We start from the raw sequence: 16,566 nt of genomic DNA on the forward strand, positions 1-16,566 counted from the left end.
GCTCACTTCCACGACGGCGTGAGCCAGGCGACCGCGCCTGCGTTGCGCAGGGCCCAAGAGACGGGCCAGCGCACCTTCACGGCGATGCTGTCGGTCTGCCACATCTCGGCTTCCGGCCCCATCGTGCCCGCCGCTCCGGGTGCGGTGTCCATCACGAGCGTGGCGGCGTTCGCCGTCTCGACATCCTGGTCGGCGCTGAGCGCAGCCACGATGGCCTGCGGCGCAATTGCCATCACATCGCCGCCCATCGCGCTCGACGCCACGAAAGCGAAGTTCGGGTTCGGCTGGCTTTGGTAGTGCAGCAACATAGTCGCCACGCGACCTGGGCAGCCGACGAGGACATACGGCCCTTTGCCGCCAACTGCGGAGACCGCGTCGATCAGCGCCGCGAAGTCGTCGGCGAACGCCTCGTAAAGATCGGCGTTGTTGCTCGCCCCCAGGGCCGCGATCCCATTGCGGATACCTGCGGGCTGCGCTGCCGTTGCGGCGGCGTTGCCGAAGAACACCGCATCAAACGCAAGACCAGTCGAGCGCACGAGCGCGTCACGGATCAGCGCCTCGGCATTGCTGCCTTCGACCATCTCGCGCGTCAGCGCGGCAATCGTGGCCAGCGCATAAGGCAGCAATTGTGCGGGCCCGACGTTCAGTTGCCGGACCGCGATCGGCGCGCCCTCGGCAACAAAACCGCTGTTGGCCGCGTTCGCGACGAAACCAGGCGCACTGATGATCCCCGCACCATCCCAGTCGAGCACCAGGCACTGCTTGAGCACGTCGGCCGCGCCCGAAACGGGGCCGAGCGCCTCGATCACGTCGGCGACGCGCTTCTGCGCAAGCTCGGCAGCCCAGCCCGCCACGCCCGTCATCGCGGGGTTGGATGCGGCGCGCGTGATGTGCTGATGCAAGAGACGGTCGCTCGGCCACAGCTCGGCAGCAACGTCGGCAGCCTTACCACGCCGCAGGCTCGCGATGGTCCTCGCGGCGAGCGAGCGCGTGAACAGATTGCCGCCCACGACCGGCTCGCGCTGTTCGCGACGGAACGCGCTCTGGTTCTCGTGCTTCATCGGGGTCTTTCCCTTTTCGGAGAACGAAGCCCGCGCGGGCGGCGTCCGGCGCGCGGTCGCGCCAGAGCAGGCAATCGCCGCCCATCTCGGGGGTTATTTCTGTGAGAGCCGCCGCTCGATCTCGGCGAGCCGCTCGTCGATGTCATCAAGACGCCGCGAGACTTCCGCAGCGCCGGTTGCGCCAAAAAGGATTTCGCCCCAGTTGCTGCCGCCGTTGCAGCGATAGATGCCGACCGACGGAGTGAGCATCACGCGATCCCGCTCGCTCAGCGTGGCGATGCGGGCCGATTGCTTCAGGGTGATCCCAGCGTCGAAGAGGACGGTCTTGGTGATGGCGAGGCCCCACTTTCTTCCCTGCGGGTCGGTGTCGCCGGGAGGGGCGTTGCCGAAGGACTCGATGGTGCCTTCGCCTTTGATGTAGACGGTGTTCGACCCGACGCTGCCGTTCGCTGGCGAGAGTTCGACGGTCCGCGCGCAAGCCAGCGTGACAATTGGAGCCTCACCGTGCTCCGCACGCCATCGCAGAAGCGGCATGTCATTTCCTCTTTGCGTTGGCCTTGAGCAGGGTCAGCAAGAAAGGATCATTCTGATGCTTCAGCACCCAGCTCATAAACAAGCCGCGCGTGGCGTTGCACCTATGGCATGAAGCCACGAGGTTGGATCGCTCGTTGTTGAGCTTGTCATTATCGAGATGGTCCACCACCAGCTTACGTTCACCTTTCGTAAACCATTCAACCATGGTCCAGCACCAGTGACAGGGGTGACCCCCCGGACCAATCGCGTCATAGAGAACCTTGCGATGCAGGTAGGTGTGGCCAATTGATCCGGCTGCAGGATGCGAGGCTTGAGCTAGGGCCGCATACCCCTGTGTAGTAATCCCCCGCTTGCCATAGACAGGATCGTCCATCGGCCTGCCACGGCGACGCCTCGTGTAATGCTTTTCGCAAAGGCGCAACTTGCTGCCGCGAGAGAGATTTTCACAACCAGCTATCGAGCACTTCGGGAGTGGCAGCTTTGGACGCGGCGGCAACAGGTCAACTGACCCGTGATTGTACAACCGCAAATAATGCTTGTTGCAAGCACAGAGTCCCCTAATGCGGCTCCTGGCCTTCAACTCGCATCCATCAACTTCGCAAGTCGTCACGGCCCATCCCGATTGAAGGGATGATTTGGGTCCGTTGGAAAACCATCTTCATCAACTTCAAGGTCGTAGCCACGGAGTTCGATAATGCGCTTAGTTCGATTATGGCATGCAGCACACAATGACTGCAGCGGACCGAGCGCGAACTTGTTCCAGTCACCCTTGTGCGGCTCGACGTGGTCCGCAACGGTCGCGACAGCGACGAAACCACGGTCGAGGCAAAACTTGCACAGCGGATGCGCCTGAAGCTGCAGCTTGCGGCGGCGCTGCCAGAAACCGGTGTCGTAGAAGTGCTTCCACTCGCTGCTGGGCGTGCTCATCCGATCAGCGCCTCGATATCGACCGGCTTGGTCGCGGTGCGGTCACGCGAGCGCAGGCCGAGCAGCATGGCGAGCGCCACCGCGCCGTCGATGCGAAACCGCGCCTTGTCCTTGTCGAGCTTGCGGTTGCCAGCCGGGTCCATCGTGGCCACGGCGTTCGCCATGTTCCAGTTCAGGATCGGATTGTTCGGGTGCAGCAGCTTGCGCTCGATGATCGCCAGCTCGACGGCGTCGATGGCCGGCCCCATGTCCTTGAAGCCCTGGCCCCAGGGCACCAGGCGCAAGCCGTCGCCTTTCTCGCCGTCCTGGTACGCCTGCAGGCCGATGCGGTCGAACTCGCGCAGCAGGTCGTTGATGCGCCAGCGGTCATAGGCCAGGCCCTTCACGCGATAGCGCTGTGTCAGCTCTGCCATGAACAGCGCAATCGCCTCGGGATCGATGGTCCTGCCTGGACTGAGCAGCAGGTGACCGGCCTCGGCCCATTCCTGGTAGCGGCGGCTCGATGCGCCGAAGTCGCGATTGGAATGTTCGTTCAGGTGCTCGCGCGGCTTCCAGAAGTACGGCGCGATGCGGCAGGGATCGCTGACCGATCCGACCAGCAGTGCGGTCAGGTCCACCACGCTGGAAAGGTCGAGCGCCAGGTAAACCTCTTCGCCGTCTTGCAGGGCTGCGTCGCCATTGCACGCCATCCATTCGGCGCGGCTGATCAGCGAGGCGACCGGCGCGACGCGCTGGTTCAGAAACAGGTTGCGGACCTTCGGCTCCTCGGCGGGCAGGCGCTGCGCCTTTCGGATCGCGGTCGCCAGGTCCTCGCGGTCGCGGAATTTGCCGAGCGCCGGGTTGGCTTTTTCCCATTGGCTCTCGTCGTCCAGGTCGCAATCCTCGTCCGCTGCGTAGAGATGGCAGACGATGGAGGGGTCGACGCCGCTCAAGCCGTCGTCGATCAGCTTCGACAGGACGTGCTCGGGGTCATTGCTCTGGGTGCTGATGGTGATGAACAGCGGCTCTTGCCGCGCGCCGAACGAGGTATCCAGCACGTCGTACAGCTCGCGGTTTTTGGCCTGGGCCAGCTCGTCATAGATCACCAGGCTCGGCAGATAACCGTGCTTCGTGCCAGCCTCGGCGCTGATCGCGCGATAGACCGAGCCGGTGCGCCTGCCGATCATCGTTTTCGTCGAGGGAATGACCTCGATCTCGGCTGCCAGCTCGGGCTCAAGGTCCACGATCTGCCGCGCAAACTTGAAGACGATGCCTGCCTGGTCGCGATCATTCGCGGCCGAGTAAATCTCGCCGTGGACGATTGCCTCGGGCCCGACCAGGTGGGCGAGCACGATGGCAGCGATTAGCGCGGTCTTGCCGTTCTTGCGCGCGATGGACAGGATTGCCCGCCGCACAGTGCGATTGGCACCGATATGCGGCTCGTAAATGTCGCGGATGAAAAGCTTCTGGAAGGCGTCGAGCTTGAACGGTTTGCCCTGGCCAGTGCCGCTGGGCACTGTCAATCGCTCGATAAAGTCGATAACCGCCTTAGCGCGGGCTTTGCCCTGTGGCGTGCGCTTAACCTGCGAGCAGTCCGGCAAACTTGCTCTGCGACTGTTCGCCCTGGACGCCAGCGTTGATGCGCGTGCGGGCCGCAGGGGTCAGGCCGAATTCGGCAGCGTAGCGCACCATGTCCGCTGCGGCCTTGCGCACGATATAGACCAGCGGATTTTGCGCGGCGTCACCGTACTTGGTCTTGATGATCATGCCGTTCATCAGCGGATCGTTGTTCTGCATCCGCGCCAGCGCCTCGGCCGCCATGCGCCACTGGCCATAGGCGTGGCAATAGGCGGCAAGCGGCGCGACATCGACGATGGTCAACAGGCCGAGCCGGTGCAGCTCCGCGCCGACCGTCCACCATTCGTCGGCTGCGTAGCCGGTGATGAAGGGCGGCGGGTCAGGCAGGGTCACCGCGACCTCGGGCTGCGGCTCGTCGGTGCGCAGCGGTCGCTTGCCTGGATTGCCGCGCAAAACTTTCAGATGCGTCGGGGTGGGACGCGGGCCGGTCATAGTTTCCTCGCTTGCTTGCCGGTGAAGTTCTCCCAGCGTTTGACCGCGACATCGACGTAAAGCGGGCTGATTTCCATCGCGAAGACCGCGCGCTCCATCATCTCGGCGGCGATGATGGTGGAGCCGGACCCGGCAAACGGCTCATAAACCGCCTCGCCAATCTCCGAATTGTTGATGATCGGACGCCGCATGCACTCGACCGGCTTCTGCGTCGAATGGATGCCCTGGTGCGCGTCGGGACCGTCGTGTATCTGCGCCCAGCCGTTCGGCGCGTCGATGTCCCAGACCGTGCCTTGATCGCGTCCTGCGGCCCAGCGACCAGGCTTGCCCTTGCGCACCGCGTACCAGCACAGCTCGTGTTGCCAGTGATAGTCGCCGCGCCCGATCACGAAGTGCTTCTTCGCCCAAACGATCTGCGCGCGTAAGCCGAAGCCGACCGCGAGCAGCGACTCGGCCACCTCTGCGCTCTTGAGCGCGCCGTTCCACACATAGGCGACATCGCCGGGGAAGAGCGCATAGGCCTCGCGCCAGTCGGCGATCTCGTCGTTCGTCACCACGCCCGTTGCGCGAGCGCCGACGACTGACCCGTTTTTGCGGCGAACGCGATTGCGCCAGGCCGGGTCGTATTCAACGCCATAGGGCGGATCGGTGACCATCAGCTGCGGCTTCGCGCCGTCGAGCAATCGCGCAACATCGCTCGCGTTCGTCGAGTCGCCGCACAGCAGGCGATGGTTGCCAAGCTCGAACAGATCTCCAACTCGCGCGATCGGATCGGGCGCAAGCGGCGGCGTCGCGTCGGGATCGGTCAGGCCGGTCTTGCCACCCGAGAGCGCCTGCAGCTCGCGCTCGGTAAAGCCAAGCAGCGGCAGATTGAAGCCAAGCTCGGCAAGGTCCGCAGCCTCAAGCCGCAGCAGCTCCTTGTCCCAGCCCGCGTTCTCGGCGAGCTTGTTATCGGCGATGACGTAGGCTCGCTTTTGCGCCTCGGTCCAACCGCGAGCGACGATAACCGGGACCTCTCCTATCCCTAAACTCTCGGCAGCCAAGAGCCTCCCGTGCCCAGCAATGATCGTCCCGGCTTCGTCCACTAGGACCGGGACCGTCCAACCCCACTCGCGGATCGAGGCCGCTATCTGGGCCACCTGCGCGGCGGAATGCGTCCTGGCGTTGCGGGCATAGGGCACCAGGGAGGCCAACGGACGCCTTTCTGTGGCCCAGGCAGCCCAATTCGCGCCTGGCGTGGCGGCGTTGTTTTGATCCATCGGAGCCTTGGGGAAACGCCAGGGCGCGCCCCGGCAAACCGTTGATTTCGCTGGGTTTTGACCCCTAGACGAACATTCCCCAGCCCGGTATTTGGGGCCGCTAGGGGGAATGCCATTCCAGTTTTGAAAATGGCAGCAAAATACCGGTGTAAATTCCGACTTAAGGGAACCCACTTAGCCTGAGTGGGAACCGGCTAAGTTGGTTCCGCGGAATTCCCGATCTGCGGCCATGCCATTGAGAAGTCGAAACTTTTTGGTCGGAAAGAATGTTTTTCTTTCCCGAAATTTCCAAAGTGCGGCCGCTAAAATTGGAGCGCCGCCGCGCTCGGAAATGGGTTCCTTTAGGATTTCCGGTACCGCCCCCCGGCCCGGAGAATGAAATTCCCCCGAGAAGTCAATGGGCTGGCGCGAACTGTGCTGCTGTAGCGGTACTCGTTTTCCGAACTCTAGCGTTCGCGGTCCGGGCCCATCAGGCGCTGCGCCTATCGCTTGGAACCGCACTGCCTGAATGGGGAATGTTCGTCTATTTTGGCGGAACCGCGCCTTCCAATCGGTTCCGAGGACTCGGCCGAGCCGCAACCCTCATCCGATACTGTTCGCCGTCAGGCGCTTTTACGGGACCTCACTGCCCTGGCAAGCGGACACGGCCGGGAGGGCGCCAACTCTCCCGGCCATAGGGTCTGACGGACGTGTTGCTTGGCCCTGCGCAACTCTATGAAGCCTTGCGCGAGAAGGCTGGCGAGATCAGTTAAGGCGCGATTCGATTTGATCGCGCGCTGATCTTTACAACGCCTCGGTCTTCGGGCCGGGGCTTTTTCCGTTTCTGAAATACTGGTCTCGCTGGGTTATCGCGACGCCGCGCTCACAATCGAACTGTTCGAATTGGACAAGGCGCGGGCTCGTAATCTCGCATCGGCGCGCTAGACGTTTTCGGGCCCTCTGGGACCTGCAGCATCTTGTTAGCCGCTAGACCGCATCAAAAACGGATCGACGGACACAGCTAATCGGTCCGCAACTTGCGTGGCGGCTGGCATGGACTGTTTTTCGAGAGGCAGCGAGCCGAGAGAATTCATGACCAGCCCAGTGCAAGCGGCGAGGACAACTATCGCGATCGCAGCGAGATATTTGGTCCTCATGGCGATCGTCCCTCCGTTCAACGTCCCAAGAACTAACCGGGCGCTCTCAGAAATGGTTCCGAGTGCTGTTCGTGAGTCAGTTGGGCCTAAGTGTCGACGCCACACACCGACGCCACACTCCGGGTTCCTCGTCCAAATGGAACATCGCGTCGCGATCAGAGATCGGAACGAAAGCTGTCTGCCAAGCTTTGGATAAACATGAGACCGCCGCTCGCCGGTACTTACACGGCGCATGTCGCGGGATAGCCAAAGGTCGCTGGGAGCGACCCGCTGTTCTATATGCAAGCGCACGCGCAGATAGCCAAAAGCGGCGGTCTTCGATTCCTTTGAAAATGGCCGGCCTGCCCGATGGTTGCAGGGGAAGCGCAGGTGACGCCGAACCGAAAGCTTCGTTATGCGCAACCGCGTCGACATTGACTACGTACACAGCAGGGCCATCGTTCGCGTGATCGGCAAGGAACTGTACGCGTCGCTGAAACCAGAACCGGAACTACCGGCGAAGCTTAGAACGCAAATCGATCGGCTCCGCGAATTGGAGCGCTCATCATCAGTCGTTGCGGAGCATTGGAAGACACCTCGCCATTAGCCGCGCGGGTGGCTTGGCCACGTTCAAAAGTGAACACTAGCCGGGGAACGATCGAGCAGTGCCGTCCTTTTTGTACCGTTGGCAGTCCATCTCCACGGGGGCATGCCATGAGCGATCGCGACAACAAGCTAAACGGTTGCCGTGTTCTCATCGTCGAGGACGAGTATTTTCTGGCGAACGATCTGGAAGAAGCGCTCAAATCCCACGGCGCAAGTATAGTTGGACCATTTGGTGACTTTGACGCAGCGTACCGCCGAGCGGCTCGCGATCACTTCGACGTAGCCATCATCGACATCAATCTCCGCCACCAAACGGCTTACCCGATCGCCGACGAACTGATGCGTCAGCGCATACCCTTTGTCTTCTATACTGGATACGACAGCAACGTTATCCCGGAGCGCTTTACGGGCGTGAAGCTGTTGCAGAAGCCTTTCGATCCGTTAGAGCTCGTTGAGGATATCGAGCGACTGTGTCGGCGATGATCCTGAGACGGTGACGTTGAGACCGAGCGCCTCATAATGGGCCGCCAGTGGCATCAACTTCCCAGCTCTTCAAGAACCACCTTGGAAATCTCCGGCGGGTCTTCAATCCCCAATTGAGCAACTGCAATGATCTTCTCGGCGACAAGCTGCGTAATGGGGTCGCTGCGATCCTTTAGACCCAGCGCCCGTAAAGTCTGTTCGTAAGCCGTCACTAGACGTTCAATTTCCTCCGGCCCGAACGCAGCGTTTTTTAACAGCCTGTGTATGGTCATGGTCTACGACAACGCGCGGCGGCGGCACGGCACGATAACTTTTCTGCTGAGCGTCGAAACAATCTCTGAAATTTGCGAGGAACTCACACTGGTGCATTGCAACGATGTGCCTGTGTAACCGGCATGCTCTTCTGCAGCTCCTAATCTCAAAAGTACTTTGGGAGCCGATGCGGCGCGGGACAAACCGCTGGTTCCGCTGCCAGCACTTCTGTTGCTGCTTCAGCAGCACCTTCGCAATGGCATGGCTGCGATTGGACTGGATGCCTGGGCGCACCAGAGCGATGTACGGGGCAACGAAACGGCGCGGCGAACAACGCCAGGGCGAAACCACGAAAGAGAAACTGATGATTACCGTTGACCAATACCTCAAGAACGAGTGGGCGCGGTTCGCGCAAGCGGCCTACGCCATGGGCAAGAATTCGGTCGGCCATCGCTACAGCGCAGCGGCGTCAATCCCGAACGGCACGCGATTGCCGGTCCAGCGCTTTGACGAACTGCAGCGCGCATATCGGGCTTGGCTGGCATTCAACGAATGCCCTGCCGAATAGGGCCACTCCTGCAACCCTAAACCGCCCGGCGCTTCGGCTTCCGGGCTTAGGGCAGTACGAAACAACAGCACGGCAGGCGAGACCGAAGTCTGGTCCACCAACTCGCTCGGCGAAGCGGTCATCGTGCAATACGTCCACATCATGAACTCGGTCATCACCGGCCAGCGCGTCACCACCTTCCGAGTCGCGGTGCTCAAGAAGCGCGAAAACGGCGAGTGGTACGTCGCCAATAACATCATCGCCTAATCGCAGCCTCCTGGCTGCCCACGCCCAGCACCCGAACGGGTTTCTGGGCTCGGGGCAGTACGCGGGACCATTCCGGTCGCCGCGCAAACCAGGAGAAGTTGAAATGGCTACCAAGAAGAAACCCGCCGCGAAGAAGCCCGTCGCGAAGAAGGCCGCTGCCAAGGAGGCAGTCGCCAAGAAGGCCAGCGCCGGGAAGGCGGTCGCCGCAAAGGGCGACCAGGCGAAGGGCCCGCGCGCTGGATCGAAGACCGCGATGCTGCTCGATCTGCTCGGCGGCAAGGGCTCGACGGTTGAGAAGATGTGCGAGGCTCTGGGCTGGCAGGCCCACACGCTGCGCGCCGCGCTCACCCGGCTGCCGAACGGCGCGAAGGCGGAGCGCACCCGCGAGGACGGCGTCACCTCATACAAGCTGGCCTAACGGCTCGCGCATCCTTCAGCTCTTGCCCGGTGCTTCGGCTTCCGGGCTTGAGCCAGTGAGGGGCGGCAATCACGCGCGCCCACCGAATAGGAGCAAAGCAATGACGTTCGTTTTTCTGATGTGGCTTCCACTATGCATCGCCGTTGGCCTCTTCGCCAGCGTCCGACGCAATCGATCCGGCTTCGGCTGGTTTCTGATCGCGTTTTTCTTTTCGCCGCTGCTCGCGATCATCTTCTGCGCGATCCTGCGCGAGAAGCCATTGCCGGTGATAGAAGCCCGATCTTGATAATCCGCCGATCCCGACCAAAAAAGGCCCTGGAGCAATCCGGGGCCTTTTTCTGTTCAGCGCTTGTCGATGCAGCTCTGCAGCATCGCGTCTTTGCGCTCGATTGATTTGCCAACCTCGTGCAGCGTGAAGGCGAAGCCCGCGAGCACGATCATGTTGATCAGGACCAGCGCCAAGGCGAGCGGCTGCGTGCGCAGGCTCTCAACGACGTTGTTGGCAAGCTGTCTGACCATATCGGATTTTCTCACCATCAACGGAGCGGCGCTGTCGCACACGATGCGAACATAGTGGTACGGTTCGAGCGGTTGTTGACGTCAAAGGGGCGGCTCTCCGGCTTCGGCGCTTTCGGGGTAAAGCGGACATCAACCAGCCGACAATCCCATTAAGTCCGTCGAAAGTGACCCAACTCGGACCTGTGCCGATCGATCTCGGTCGATACGCAAGGGCCGGCCACCGACGGGGCCCAACCGACACGACGTTATCTAACCGGCGCAGAAATTGGCGAGGGCAGCATCAGCGCTGGCGATTACACGATTACCACCCGTGGCGAAGGATCGAAAAAGTGGGCCTACAAAGGACGACCACTTTACACTTGGCAATGACAAGGTGCCCGGCGATAGCTCCGGTGACGGCCTCCTCAACGGTGCCTGGCATATCGCCCAGCCGTAGTTTGCTACATTTTCATCCCCGAGTGATCGGGCATCTTCTTCATATCCATCTTTCCGCCGGACGCGCCGACTGGCCCTTGCGCGCCGACGCCCTCGACATCGAGGGAGATCGTCACCTTGCCGGCCTTTTCGAACTCGAGCGTGACCGGGACCTTGTCGCCCCGCTTCAGCTGTTGTTTCAGATCCATCATCATCAGATGGTAGCCGCCCGGCGCGAGCTTGACCGTCTTGCCGGGCTCGATGGTGAGCCCGTTCTCAACCGGACGCATCTTCATGACGCCGCCCTCCGTCGACATTTCGTGGATCTGGACGCTGCCCGCGACATCGGCCGATCCGCCGATCAACCGGTCCGGCGCGCTGCCCTTGTTCTCGATGCTGAGATAGCCGCCGCCGGTCTTCGCCCCCTTCGGCGTGGCGCGGCTCCACGCTTGGGTGACGACGAGGTCGCCAGCCTTGATCTCGTCCGCGATCACAACGGATGACCCGGCGTAGACGACTGCAAGCGCCAGAAGAACCTGTTTTAGCATTTCCATGGCATTCACCTCTCTTGAATCAACTCAGCCGTCCATACCGTTCGGCTTTTGAAGCGCGTTGCGGTCGGATCATTTAGTCCAAAGTCTGAGCGGAAGGCTGCCCTCACGACCACAATCCATAAAGCCCTGGTACGACTCGGAAAGAACCCCCTTGTAAGCACACTTGCCTGCGTCGAAGTCCAGCGTTGCGGTGATGCGGGACGACGATTTGGCGAGCTCGAACCGGATTTCGCCAATGGTCTCCTTCGGACCATCGTGCGTACAGAGGCCAACGTGCCTCACGGTCAATGGACCTGAGAATTCCCTTTTCCCGTTCAAATTCTGCTCGGAAACGCTGCCAATGAGCTCGTACTCACCGGCGTAGCCCGTCGTGCCATGGATTTGCAGCGGCTCGGAGCAGACCGGCAGTGTAAGAATGGTCAATGTCAGGAGGAAGCTGACCGGTCGCATGAAAGCCTCCGCTCGGAATTCCGCCACTCGTCGATTTCAAACCGCCAAGATAGCCATTGTAGATCGCGGCAGCATCGTCGTTTCGTTCGAGATCACCGTCGGGCCTCGCCAGTATAGCTGATCGGAACGGTGACCGACAGAAGTTCGCCCGTTAGACCCTGCTGCGGCGCGGGAAATGGCCTGCTATTCCGCCGCTGTCGGGGGGATAAGCACACGTAAGATGAACTGGCCAAAAATGGAGCGAGTGACCCGGAAACTGACTAGTGCACCTTTTTTGCACGCCGGCGCGGCTCTCTGCCGGGCCCAGAAAAGGCAGAGGGTTGACTGTTGCGGAATTGTTACGGAGCAACCCTTTCGATCTTCCAGCGTAAACCCCGGGCTGGCGCTTGGCGTCGTGATAATGTTACCGAAACCGAGGAGAGTTTCGGGTGTTCAGCGCCAAGACAAAACCCTGCCTGAGGGGACTTGTGGGCATCACGATCGCCCACGTGCTGGCTTTTCAGCTGATTTTGACGGCTGCCCTCGCGACCCAGATGGCGTTTGTGCCAGATGGCGATCAGGCCATCTGTCACAACGTGTCGACCGGCGGAACGAACAACGACACGCATCCGGCGCAGCCGGTGAACGATCATGAGACCTGTGGGATTTGTGTCTTCGCGGCCTGTTCGTCCGTCGTTGTGGCTCAGCAGCAGATGCTGGTGGTTTGGCCCTCTCGCGCCATTACACTGCGTGCGAACTGCTGGACTGACAACACACCGCAGCGCCGCCACGAGCCGCGTTCATCGCAGGGTCCCCCTCCGATCGTCTGACAGAACTCCCCCTGTTTGATGCCTGTCGGAGTTGAGCCATGTCTCGCTTTTTTCCCGCGCTGTGTGCGGCCGCATTCGTTGCGGCTATGCCTGCCGATTCACTTGCCCAATCCAGATCATCGGATCGTTCCGGCGCGCTCGCGAACGACATGGTCGTGGCCGCTGCCGATACCAGTTCGAGCCCGGATCAGCGCCGGCTGCCACCGGTGACGGTCGAGGCGCCGCGCCCCCGGAAGCCCATCAGGACTGTGAGCCAGAACAAACGGCCAGAGCGCGCCCCGGCGGCGCGGCGGACAACAACCGCGCGACCTACAGAACGGCCCAAGCCGCAGACCGAAGTTGGAAGCAGCCAGGCGGGCGCGGGTCTTGGGGGCCGCATTACCGGATATACGGTCGATTTCGGCGCGCCGGTCTCGGCAACGAAGGATGGCCTACCCTTGCTGCAGGCGCCGACCAATGTGCAGGTCGTGACGCGGCAGGTCATGGACGACCAACAGGATATCACAGTCCGCGACGCGGTCGTCGGTTATGTCAGCAGCGTGCAGCCGCCGAGCACGACGCCATCTAGCAACAATTTTTACGACGGATTCAATGTCCGTGGGTTCGACAACGCCAATATTTATCGGAATAATCTGCGGTTGTTCGAAATCACCGGAATCCCAACAGCGAACTTGCAATCAATCGAAGTATTGAAGGGCCCGGCGGCTATGGAGTTCGGGCGTCTGGAGCCAGGCGGTATCATCAATCTCGTACCCAAACGCCCGCTCGACACGCCTTACGCCTCGCTGCAGGAGCAGTTCGGTTCGTGGGGCCTATCGCGCACAACGCTCGATACGACCGGACCGGTTACACCGGACAAGACCTGGCTTTACCGCGTCAACCTCGACTACACCAATACTGGATCTTTCACCGACTTCGTCGATACCAAGAGCTTCTTCGTTGCTCCGACCATCACCTGGCGCCCGACCAATCAATTCCGCTTCAACGTTGATTTCGAGTACCAGAAGTCAAGCTTCGTCGATAACTCGATGGGCATTCCTGCGATCGGATCGCGGGCCGCCAACATTCCCATCAGCCGCTATCTGCAGGCGCCACCGCTTACGGTAGTTAATCCGAACCGGCAGGAGCGCGAGCTGATCGGTTACGACTGGACTTATGATTTCAACAACGATTGGAGCCTCACCAACCGCCTTGCCTACAACAATCAGGATTATCGGCAATTTCTGAATGGGGTGGACTCTTTCGACGAGGCAACGGGAACGCTGATGCGCAATGTCTGGGACGCCCATGTCAACACGCGGACCTTTGCAACCAATCTGGACCTCAAGGGCAAGTTCGATCTCGGTCCGTTCAACCACGCCGTCTTGCTCGGGACAGACTATTTTCATCTCAACAAGAACATCGAGGCCTTCTTCGGCGACAATCCGAGCATCGGCCCGATCAACATCTTCGCGCCCGACTACAGCGGCGTATACACGCCGCTTCCGGCTAACAATTTCCTTCCGCTCCGCGAGCAGTGGACAGGAGTTTACGGTCAGGACATCATCTCGTTCGCGCAGGATCGCGTGCACCTGCTGCTGGGCGGACGATACGACTGGGCAAGCTTTGGCAACGGCTTTAGCCCGAACTCGGATACGGAAGCGTTGGCGCCCGTTGATCCTGCGACTGGGTTCGGCTTCCTTCAGGCACACGACAAGGCATTCAGCCCGCGGCTTGGTGCATCGGTCCAACCTCTGCCGTGGATTTCACTCTACGCGAACTACACAAAGTCATTTGGCGTGACCAACGCGCTCCCGGTGCCGGGACAGCCGCCGTTCCCGCCCGAGCAGGCAACACAGAAGGAAGTCGGCATCAAAGCGGAATTGCTCGACAAAAGGTTGACTGCCACGCTGGCCCTGTACGATATCCTCAAGACCAACGTGGTTTCGGCGTTAGGTGGTACACCGTTCTCGACGCCGGTCGGCACAGTCGAAAGTAAAGGTATCGAACTCGACATCAATGGTCGCATCAACGACAACTGGAGCATCATTGCCAGCTACGCCTATGACGATGCCCGCATCGTCAAGGGCCAGGGACCGAGCCCCCAGGACATCGTGAACGGCACGCTGTTTCCGCCGACGAATGTCATTGACGAGAGCGGCAACCGGCTTCAGGACGTGCCGTATAACGCCGGTGCCGTCTGGGTGAAATACGATGCCGACGGGCAGTGGCGCGGCCTGAGCCTTGGCGCAGGCGTCGTCGCGGTTGGCGATCGCCAGGGCGATAACCAGAACAGCTTCGTTCTGCCGGCCTACGCACGGGTCGACACGATGATCCAGTATCAATTCAAGCCGCCGCCGGACACACAGTTCAAGAGAGTGACGCTGCAATTGAATGTGAAGAACGTGTTCGACACGGTTTACTATCAAAACTCGTCGACCCGGCTTAGCATCTTCCCTGGTGCGCCGCGCACGTTTCTTGCCTCGATCCGGGCAGAATTGTGAGATGCGCGGCGGCACGTTCCGAATGAAAACGGCAGCTATCGTGAAGCCGGCCCCTCTATATGCAGCCTTCTGGCGCTGGCATTTTCTCGCCGCGCTGATCGTCATTCCGTTCGTGCTTTGGCAGAGCACGACGGGTACGCTTTATCTGTGGTCGGAGTGGTGGACCGACGTTCGCTATCCCCAACTGCGCTTCGTTCCTGTTTCCGATGCTGCTGCTGCTCCGAGCGTTCAGATCAGAGCCGCTTTTTCCGCGACCAGTCCACGACCGGCGTCGACTGACGGCCAATCCCAACATGAAGGCCATGAGAATCATGCGTCGATGCCCATGATGGTCGACCGGCCCGTGCAGCAGATTGTCCTTTCCGACGACCCCCGCCGCAGCACGGCGGTCATTATGCAGGACCCTGGCGGGCTGCCTTATCCGGTGTTCGTCGACCCCCATGCGGGTAGCGTGCTCGGGACGCTGACACCATCCCAATGGCTGCCCGGAATTACCCGCGCGCTGCACGCGGGCTGGCCTCTCGGTAAACCCGGCAACTGGTTCCTTGAGCTTGGCGACTGCTGGGCAATCGTGATGATCGTCACCGGCCTATATCTGTGGTGGCCGCGGGGCAGACGCTTCTCGCAGGCGTTGTGCCCTCGGTTTAGTTCCGGTCCACGCTTGTTGCTTCGCGACCTTCATGCGACGGTTGCAGTGGTCATCTCGGGCGTCTTCCTGTTTTTTCTGATCAGCGCCTTGCCTTGGACCGCTTTCTGGGGAGGAGAGGTGTTGTCGCGTGCACAGTCCGCGCTTGGCCAAGAAAATCCGGCGGGGTTTTCGATCGGAGGTGCCGCGGCGGCGCAGCTCACGGACGCCGGAGCCTCGATCGACGCCGTCGCACGCGCGGCTCGCGATCGCGGCGTGACCGGCGCAATCGCCATACAACTATCGCCCTGGCGGGACGCACCTTTGTTCGTGACTAATCGGACGTCGTCCTTGAGTGAAGATCGCATCATCACCGCCGATCCCGCAACGGGCGACATCAGGGGCGATTTCCGTCACGCCGACCTGCCCATCATTCCGAGGATTGTCGCCGTCGGCATTCATGTACATCAGGGCGATTTCGGGCCGGTGAACCTCTGGCTGAACACGCTGCTGGCGGTTTCGCTGATATGGCTAAGCGTAACGGGCGCATTGTCATGGTGGCTGCGGCGTCCCAGCGGGCAACTAGGCGTGCCACCAGCGCGCGAGGTGGCATGGTCGAAGGCGCTCCTGGTTTCACTCACTCTCATGGCTATCGTCCTTCCCATTTTTGGACTTTCAGTTATTGCGGTTGTCGCAATCGGATGGATGCTACGACGGCATGTGGGCCTGCGCCCGGCCTGAGATAGGAGAAACCTATAGATCGGCGCGACTTTAATGCCAGCTTGCTCGCGGGTCTCGCCGCCCTTCCGCAGTGGCTGTTAGCCGGATCAACTTCCGAAAGTGGCCCATCGTGTCATTTCGCGGCAACGCAGCACCACGGTCACTTTCAGCGCGATGCGGACATAAACCGCCGAGCAAAACCGGCTCAATCGGTCGAAAATGATGTGGTGGACGACGCCCGCTCCCGGCATCGAATGTGCCAAAGGGTGGTCGTTGAAAAACGAATCACCGGAGGGGGTCGTCCACATGCAGGTTAGCACCATCGGCGTTGATCTCGCCAAGAACGTGTTCCAAGTGCACGGCGTGGATAGTGCGGGCAAGGTCGTCATCAGTCGGCAGCTGCGGCGCAAGCAGGTCATCGACTTCTTTAGCAGGATTCCTCCTTGCCTGGTCGGCATGGAAGCCTGCGGAACC

The 16,566-nt window shown here is 61.1% G+C and carries 20 protein-coding genes and 2 pseudogenes; 10 read left to right on the forward strand and 12 right to left on the reverse strand.

What is annotated here, in order from left to right; translation table 11 throughout:
• Positions 1-2 precede the first annotated feature (2 nt).
• The 7 genes from Q3C01_RS05340 to Q3C01_RS05370 all read right to left on the reverse strand — a co-directional run bounded on the left by Q3C01_RS05340 (position 3) and on the right by Q3C01_RS05370 (position 5,830).
• Positions 3-1,061 carry a hypothetical protein gene (locus Q3C01_RS05340; protein WP_458144282.1) on the reverse strand — a complete coding sequence of 353 codons (1,059 nt, stop codon included), beginning with the start codon at positions 1,059-1,061 and terminating at the stop codon, positions 3-5.
• 93 nt (positions 1,062-1,154) lie between these two features.
• Positions 1,155-1,595 carry a hypothetical protein gene (locus tag Q3C01_RS05345; RefSeq protein WP_458144283.1) on the reverse strand — a complete coding sequence of 147 codons (441 nt, stop codon included), beginning with the start codon at positions 1,593-1,595 and terminating at the stop codon, positions 1,155-1,157.
• A gap of 1 nt (position 1,596) precedes the next feature.
• The gene (locus Q3C01_RS05350; RefSeq protein WP_458144284.1) at positions 1,597-1,968 is read right to left on the reverse strand and encodes a hypothetical protein; all 372 of its coding nucleotides are present in this window, start codon (positions 1,966-1,968) and stop codon (positions 1,597-1,599) included.
• A 233-nt stretch (positions 1,969-2,201) separates the two neighbouring features.
• Entirely contained in the window at positions 2,202-2,522 is a 321-nt protein-coding gene (locus tag Q3C01_RS05355; RefSeq protein WP_458144285.1) for an HNH endonuclease, read from the reverse strand.
• Positions 2,519-4,018 carry a terminase large subunit gene (locus tag Q3C01_RS05360; protein ID WP_458144286.1) on the reverse strand — a complete coding sequence of 500 codons (1,500 nt, stop codon included), beginning with the start codon at positions 4,016-4,018 and terminating at the stop codon, positions 2,519-2,521. The genes Q3C01_RS05355 and Q3C01_RS05360 overlap by 4 nt, the downstream gene beginning before the upstream one ends.
• 61 nt (positions 4,019-4,079) lie before the next feature.
• Positions 4,080-4,571 (reverse strand): phage terminase small subunit P27 family, encoded by a 492-nt coding sequence (locus Q3C01_RS05365; RefSeq protein ID WP_458144287.1) that lies wholly within the window; start codon positions 4,569-4,571, stop codon positions 4,080-4,082.
• The gene (locus Q3C01_RS05370) at positions 4,568-5,830 is read right to left on the reverse strand and encodes a site-specific DNA-methyltransferase (RefSeq protein WP_458144288.1); all 1,263 of its coding nucleotides are present in this window, start codon (positions 5,828-5,830) and stop codon (positions 4,568-4,570) included. The genes Q3C01_RS05365 and Q3C01_RS05370 overlap by 4 nt, the downstream gene beginning before the upstream one ends.
• 1,829 nt (positions 5,831-7,659) lie before the next feature.
• Between Q3C01_RS05370 and Q3C01_RS05375 the strand changes: the two genes are divergently transcribed.
• Positions 7,660-8,034, forward strand: coding sequence for a response regulator (locus Q3C01_RS05375; protein ID WP_458144289.1), 375 nt, complete (start codon positions 7,660-7,662; stop codon positions 8,032-8,034).
• A gap of 53 nt (positions 8,035-8,087) precedes the next feature.
• On the opposite strand, the gene Q3C01_RS05380 is transcribed toward Q3C01_RS05375, so the two are convergent.
• Positions 8,088-8,306 carry a hypothetical protein gene (locus Q3C01_RS05380; RefSeq protein ID WP_458144290.1) on the reverse strand — a complete coding sequence of 73 codons (219 nt, stop codon included), beginning with the start codon at positions 8,304-8,306 and terminating at the stop codon, positions 8,088-8,090.
• Between the two features lie 260 nt (positions 8,307-8,566).
• On the opposite strand from Q3C01_RS05380, the gene Q3C01_RS05385 reads away from it, so the two are divergent.
• From Q3C01_RS05385 to Q3C01_RS05400, 4 genes are all read left to right on the forward strand, one after another.
• Positions 8,567-8,854, forward strand: coding sequence for a hypothetical protein (locus Q3C01_RS05385; RefSeq protein WP_458144291.1), 288 nt, complete (start codon positions 8,567-8,569; stop codon positions 8,852-8,854).
• 123 nt (positions 8,855-8,977) lie between these two features.
• A complete protein-coding gene (locus Q3C01_RS05390) occupies positions 8,978-9,100 on the forward strand; it encodes a hypothetical protein (RefSeq protein WP_458144292.1) in 123 nt (40 codons plus the stop codon).
• 103 nt (positions 9,101-9,203) lie between these two features.
• A complete protein-coding gene (locus Q3C01_RS05395) occupies positions 9,204-9,518 on the forward strand; it encodes a DUF3489 domain-containing protein (RefSeq protein WP_458144293.1) in 315 nt (104 codons plus the stop codon).
• A gap of 100 nt (positions 9,519-9,618) precedes the next feature.
• Positions 9,619-9,804, forward strand: a complete 186-nt coding sequence (locus Q3C01_RS05400) for a hypothetical protein (protein WP_458144294.1) — start codon at positions 9,619-9,621, stop codon at positions 9,802-9,804.
• A gap of 56 nt (positions 9,805-9,860) precedes the next feature.
• Here the strand turns inward: Q3C01_RS05400 and Q3C01_RS05405 are convergent, their stop codons facing one another.
• Complete coding sequence (locus tag Q3C01_RS05405) at positions 9,861-10,037, reverse strand: hypothetical protein (RefSeq protein ID WP_458144295.1); 177 nt, start codon at positions 10,035-10,037, stop codon at positions 9,861-9,863.
• Between the two features lie 273 nt (positions 10,038-10,310).
• On the opposite strand from Q3C01_RS05405, the pseudogene Q3C01_RS44950 reads away from it, so the two are divergent.
• Positions 10,311-10,473: pseudogene (locus Q3C01_RS44950) on the forward strand (COG4315 family predicted lipoprotein); the annotation flags it as partial.
• A gap of 4 nt (positions 10,474-10,477) precedes the next feature.
• On the opposite strand, the gene Q3C01_RS05410 reads toward Q3C01_RS44950, so the two are convergent.
• Positions 10,478-11,005, reverse strand: coding sequence for a copper chaperone PCu(A)C (locus Q3C01_RS05410; protein WP_458144296.1), 528 nt, complete (start codon positions 11,003-11,005; stop codon positions 10,478-10,480).
• Positions 11,006-11,074: 69 nt separating this feature from the next.
• Entirely contained in the window at positions 11,075-11,455 is a 381-nt protein-coding gene (locus Q3C01_RS05415; RefSeq protein ID WP_458144297.1) for a hypothetical protein, read from the reverse strand.
• 428 nt (positions 11,456-11,883) lie between these two features.
• On the opposite strand from Q3C01_RS05415, the gene Q3C01_RS05420 reads away from it, so the two are divergent.
• The 3 genes from Q3C01_RS05420 (at position 11,884) to Q3C01_RS05430 (ending at position 16,113) form a co-directional block, all read left to right on the forward strand.
• Complete coding sequence (locus Q3C01_RS05420; RefSeq protein ID WP_458144298.1) at positions 11,884-12,264, forward strand: hypothetical protein; 381 nt, start codon at positions 11,884-11,886, stop codon at positions 12,262-12,264.
• Between the two features lie 206 nt (positions 12,265-12,470).
• Entirely contained in the window at positions 12,471-14,747 is a 2,277-nt protein-coding gene (locus Q3C01_RS05425) for a TonB-dependent siderophore receptor (RefSeq protein ID WP_458144299.1), read from the forward strand.
• A 1-nt stretch (position 14,748) separates the two neighbouring features.
• On the forward strand, positions 14,749-16,113 hold the full coding sequence (locus Q3C01_RS05430; protein ID WP_458144300.1) for a PepSY-associated TM helix domain-containing protein: 1,365 nt from the start codon (positions 14,749-14,751) through the stop codon (positions 16,111-16,113).
• An 86-nt stretch (positions 16,114-16,199) separates the two neighbouring features.
• Here the strand turns inward: Q3C01_RS05430 and Q3C01_RS05435 are convergent, their stop codons facing one another.
• Entirely contained in the window at positions 16,200-16,400 is a 201-nt protein-coding gene (locus Q3C01_RS05435; protein WP_458144301.1) for a hypothetical protein, read from the reverse strand.
• Here Q3C01_RS05435 and Q3C01_RS05440 point away from each other — a divergent pair.
• Positions 16,399-16,566: pseudogene (locus Q3C01_RS05440) on the forward strand (IS110 family transposase); the annotation flags it as partial. The gene Q3C01_RS05435 and the pseudogene Q3C01_RS05440 overlap by 2 nt on opposite strands.

The organism is Bradyrhizobium sp. UFLA05-109 (assembly GCF_054185165.1).

Bases quoted from the DNA above. Each gene is read 5' to 3' on its own strand.
- Q3C01_RS05340 (WP_458144282.1), bottom strand. From the start codon at position 1,061: ATGAAGCACGAGAACCAGAGCGCGTTCCGTCGCGAACAGCGCGAGCCG.
- Q3C01_RS05345 (WP_458144283.1), bottom strand. From the start codon at position 1,595: ATGCCGCTTCTGCGATGGCGTGCGGAGCACGGTGAGGCTCCAATTGTC.
- Q3C01_RS05350 (WP_458144284.1), bottom strand. From the start codon at position 1,968: ATGGACGATCCTGTCTATGGCAAGCGGGGGATTACTACACAGGGGTAT.
- Q3C01_RS05355 (WP_458144285.1), bottom strand. From the start codon at position 2,522: ATGAGCACGCCCAGCAGCGAGTGGAAGCACTTCTACGACACCGGTTTC.
- Q3C01_RS05365 (WP_458144287.1), bottom strand. From the start codon at position 4,571: ATGACCGGCCCGCGTCCCACCCCGACGCATCTGAAAGTTTTGCGCGGC.
- Q3C01_RS05370 (WP_458144288.1), bottom strand. From the start codon at position 5,830: ATGGATCAAAACAACGCCGCCACGCCAGGCGCGAATTGGGCTGCCTGG.
- Q3C01_RS05375 (WP_458144289.1), top strand. From the start codon at position 7,660: ATGAGCGATCGCGACAACAAGCTAAACGGTTGCCGTGTTCTCATCGTC.
- Q3C01_RS05380 (WP_458144290.1), bottom strand. From the start codon at position 8,306: ATGACCATACACAGGCTGTTAAAAAACGCTGCGTTCGGGCCGGAGGAA.
- Q3C01_RS05385 (WP_458144291.1), top strand. From the start codon at position 8,567: ATGCCTGGGCGCACCAGAGCGATGTACGGGGCAACGAAACGGCGCGGC.
- Q3C01_RS05395 (WP_458144293.1), top strand. From the start codon at position 9,204: ATGGCTACCAAGAAGAAACCCGCCGCGAAGAAGCCCGTCGCGAAGAAG.
- Q3C01_RS05400 (WP_458144294.1), top strand. From the start codon at position 9,619: ATGACGTTCGTTTTTCTGATGTGGCTTCCACTATGCATCGCCGTTGGC.
- Q3C01_RS05405 (WP_458144295.1), bottom strand. From the start codon at position 10,037: ATGGTCAGACAGCTTGCCAACAACGTCGTTGAGAGCCTGCGCACGCAG.
- Q3C01_RS05410 (WP_458144296.1), bottom strand. From the start codon at position 11,005: ATGGAAATGCTAAAACAGGTTCTTCTGGCGCTTGCAGTCGTCTACGCC.
- Q3C01_RS05415 (WP_458144297.1), bottom strand. From the start codon at position 11,455: ATGCGACCGGTCAGCTTCCTCCTGACATTGACCATTCTTACACTGCCG.
- Q3C01_RS05430 (WP_458144300.1), top strand. From the start codon at position 14,749: ATGCGCGGCGGCACGTTCCGAATGAAAACGGCAGCTATCGTGAAGCCG.
- Q3C01_RS05435 (WP_458144301.1), bottom strand. From the start codon at position 16,400: ATGTGGACGACCCCCTCCGGTGATTCGTTTTTCAACGACCACCCTTTG.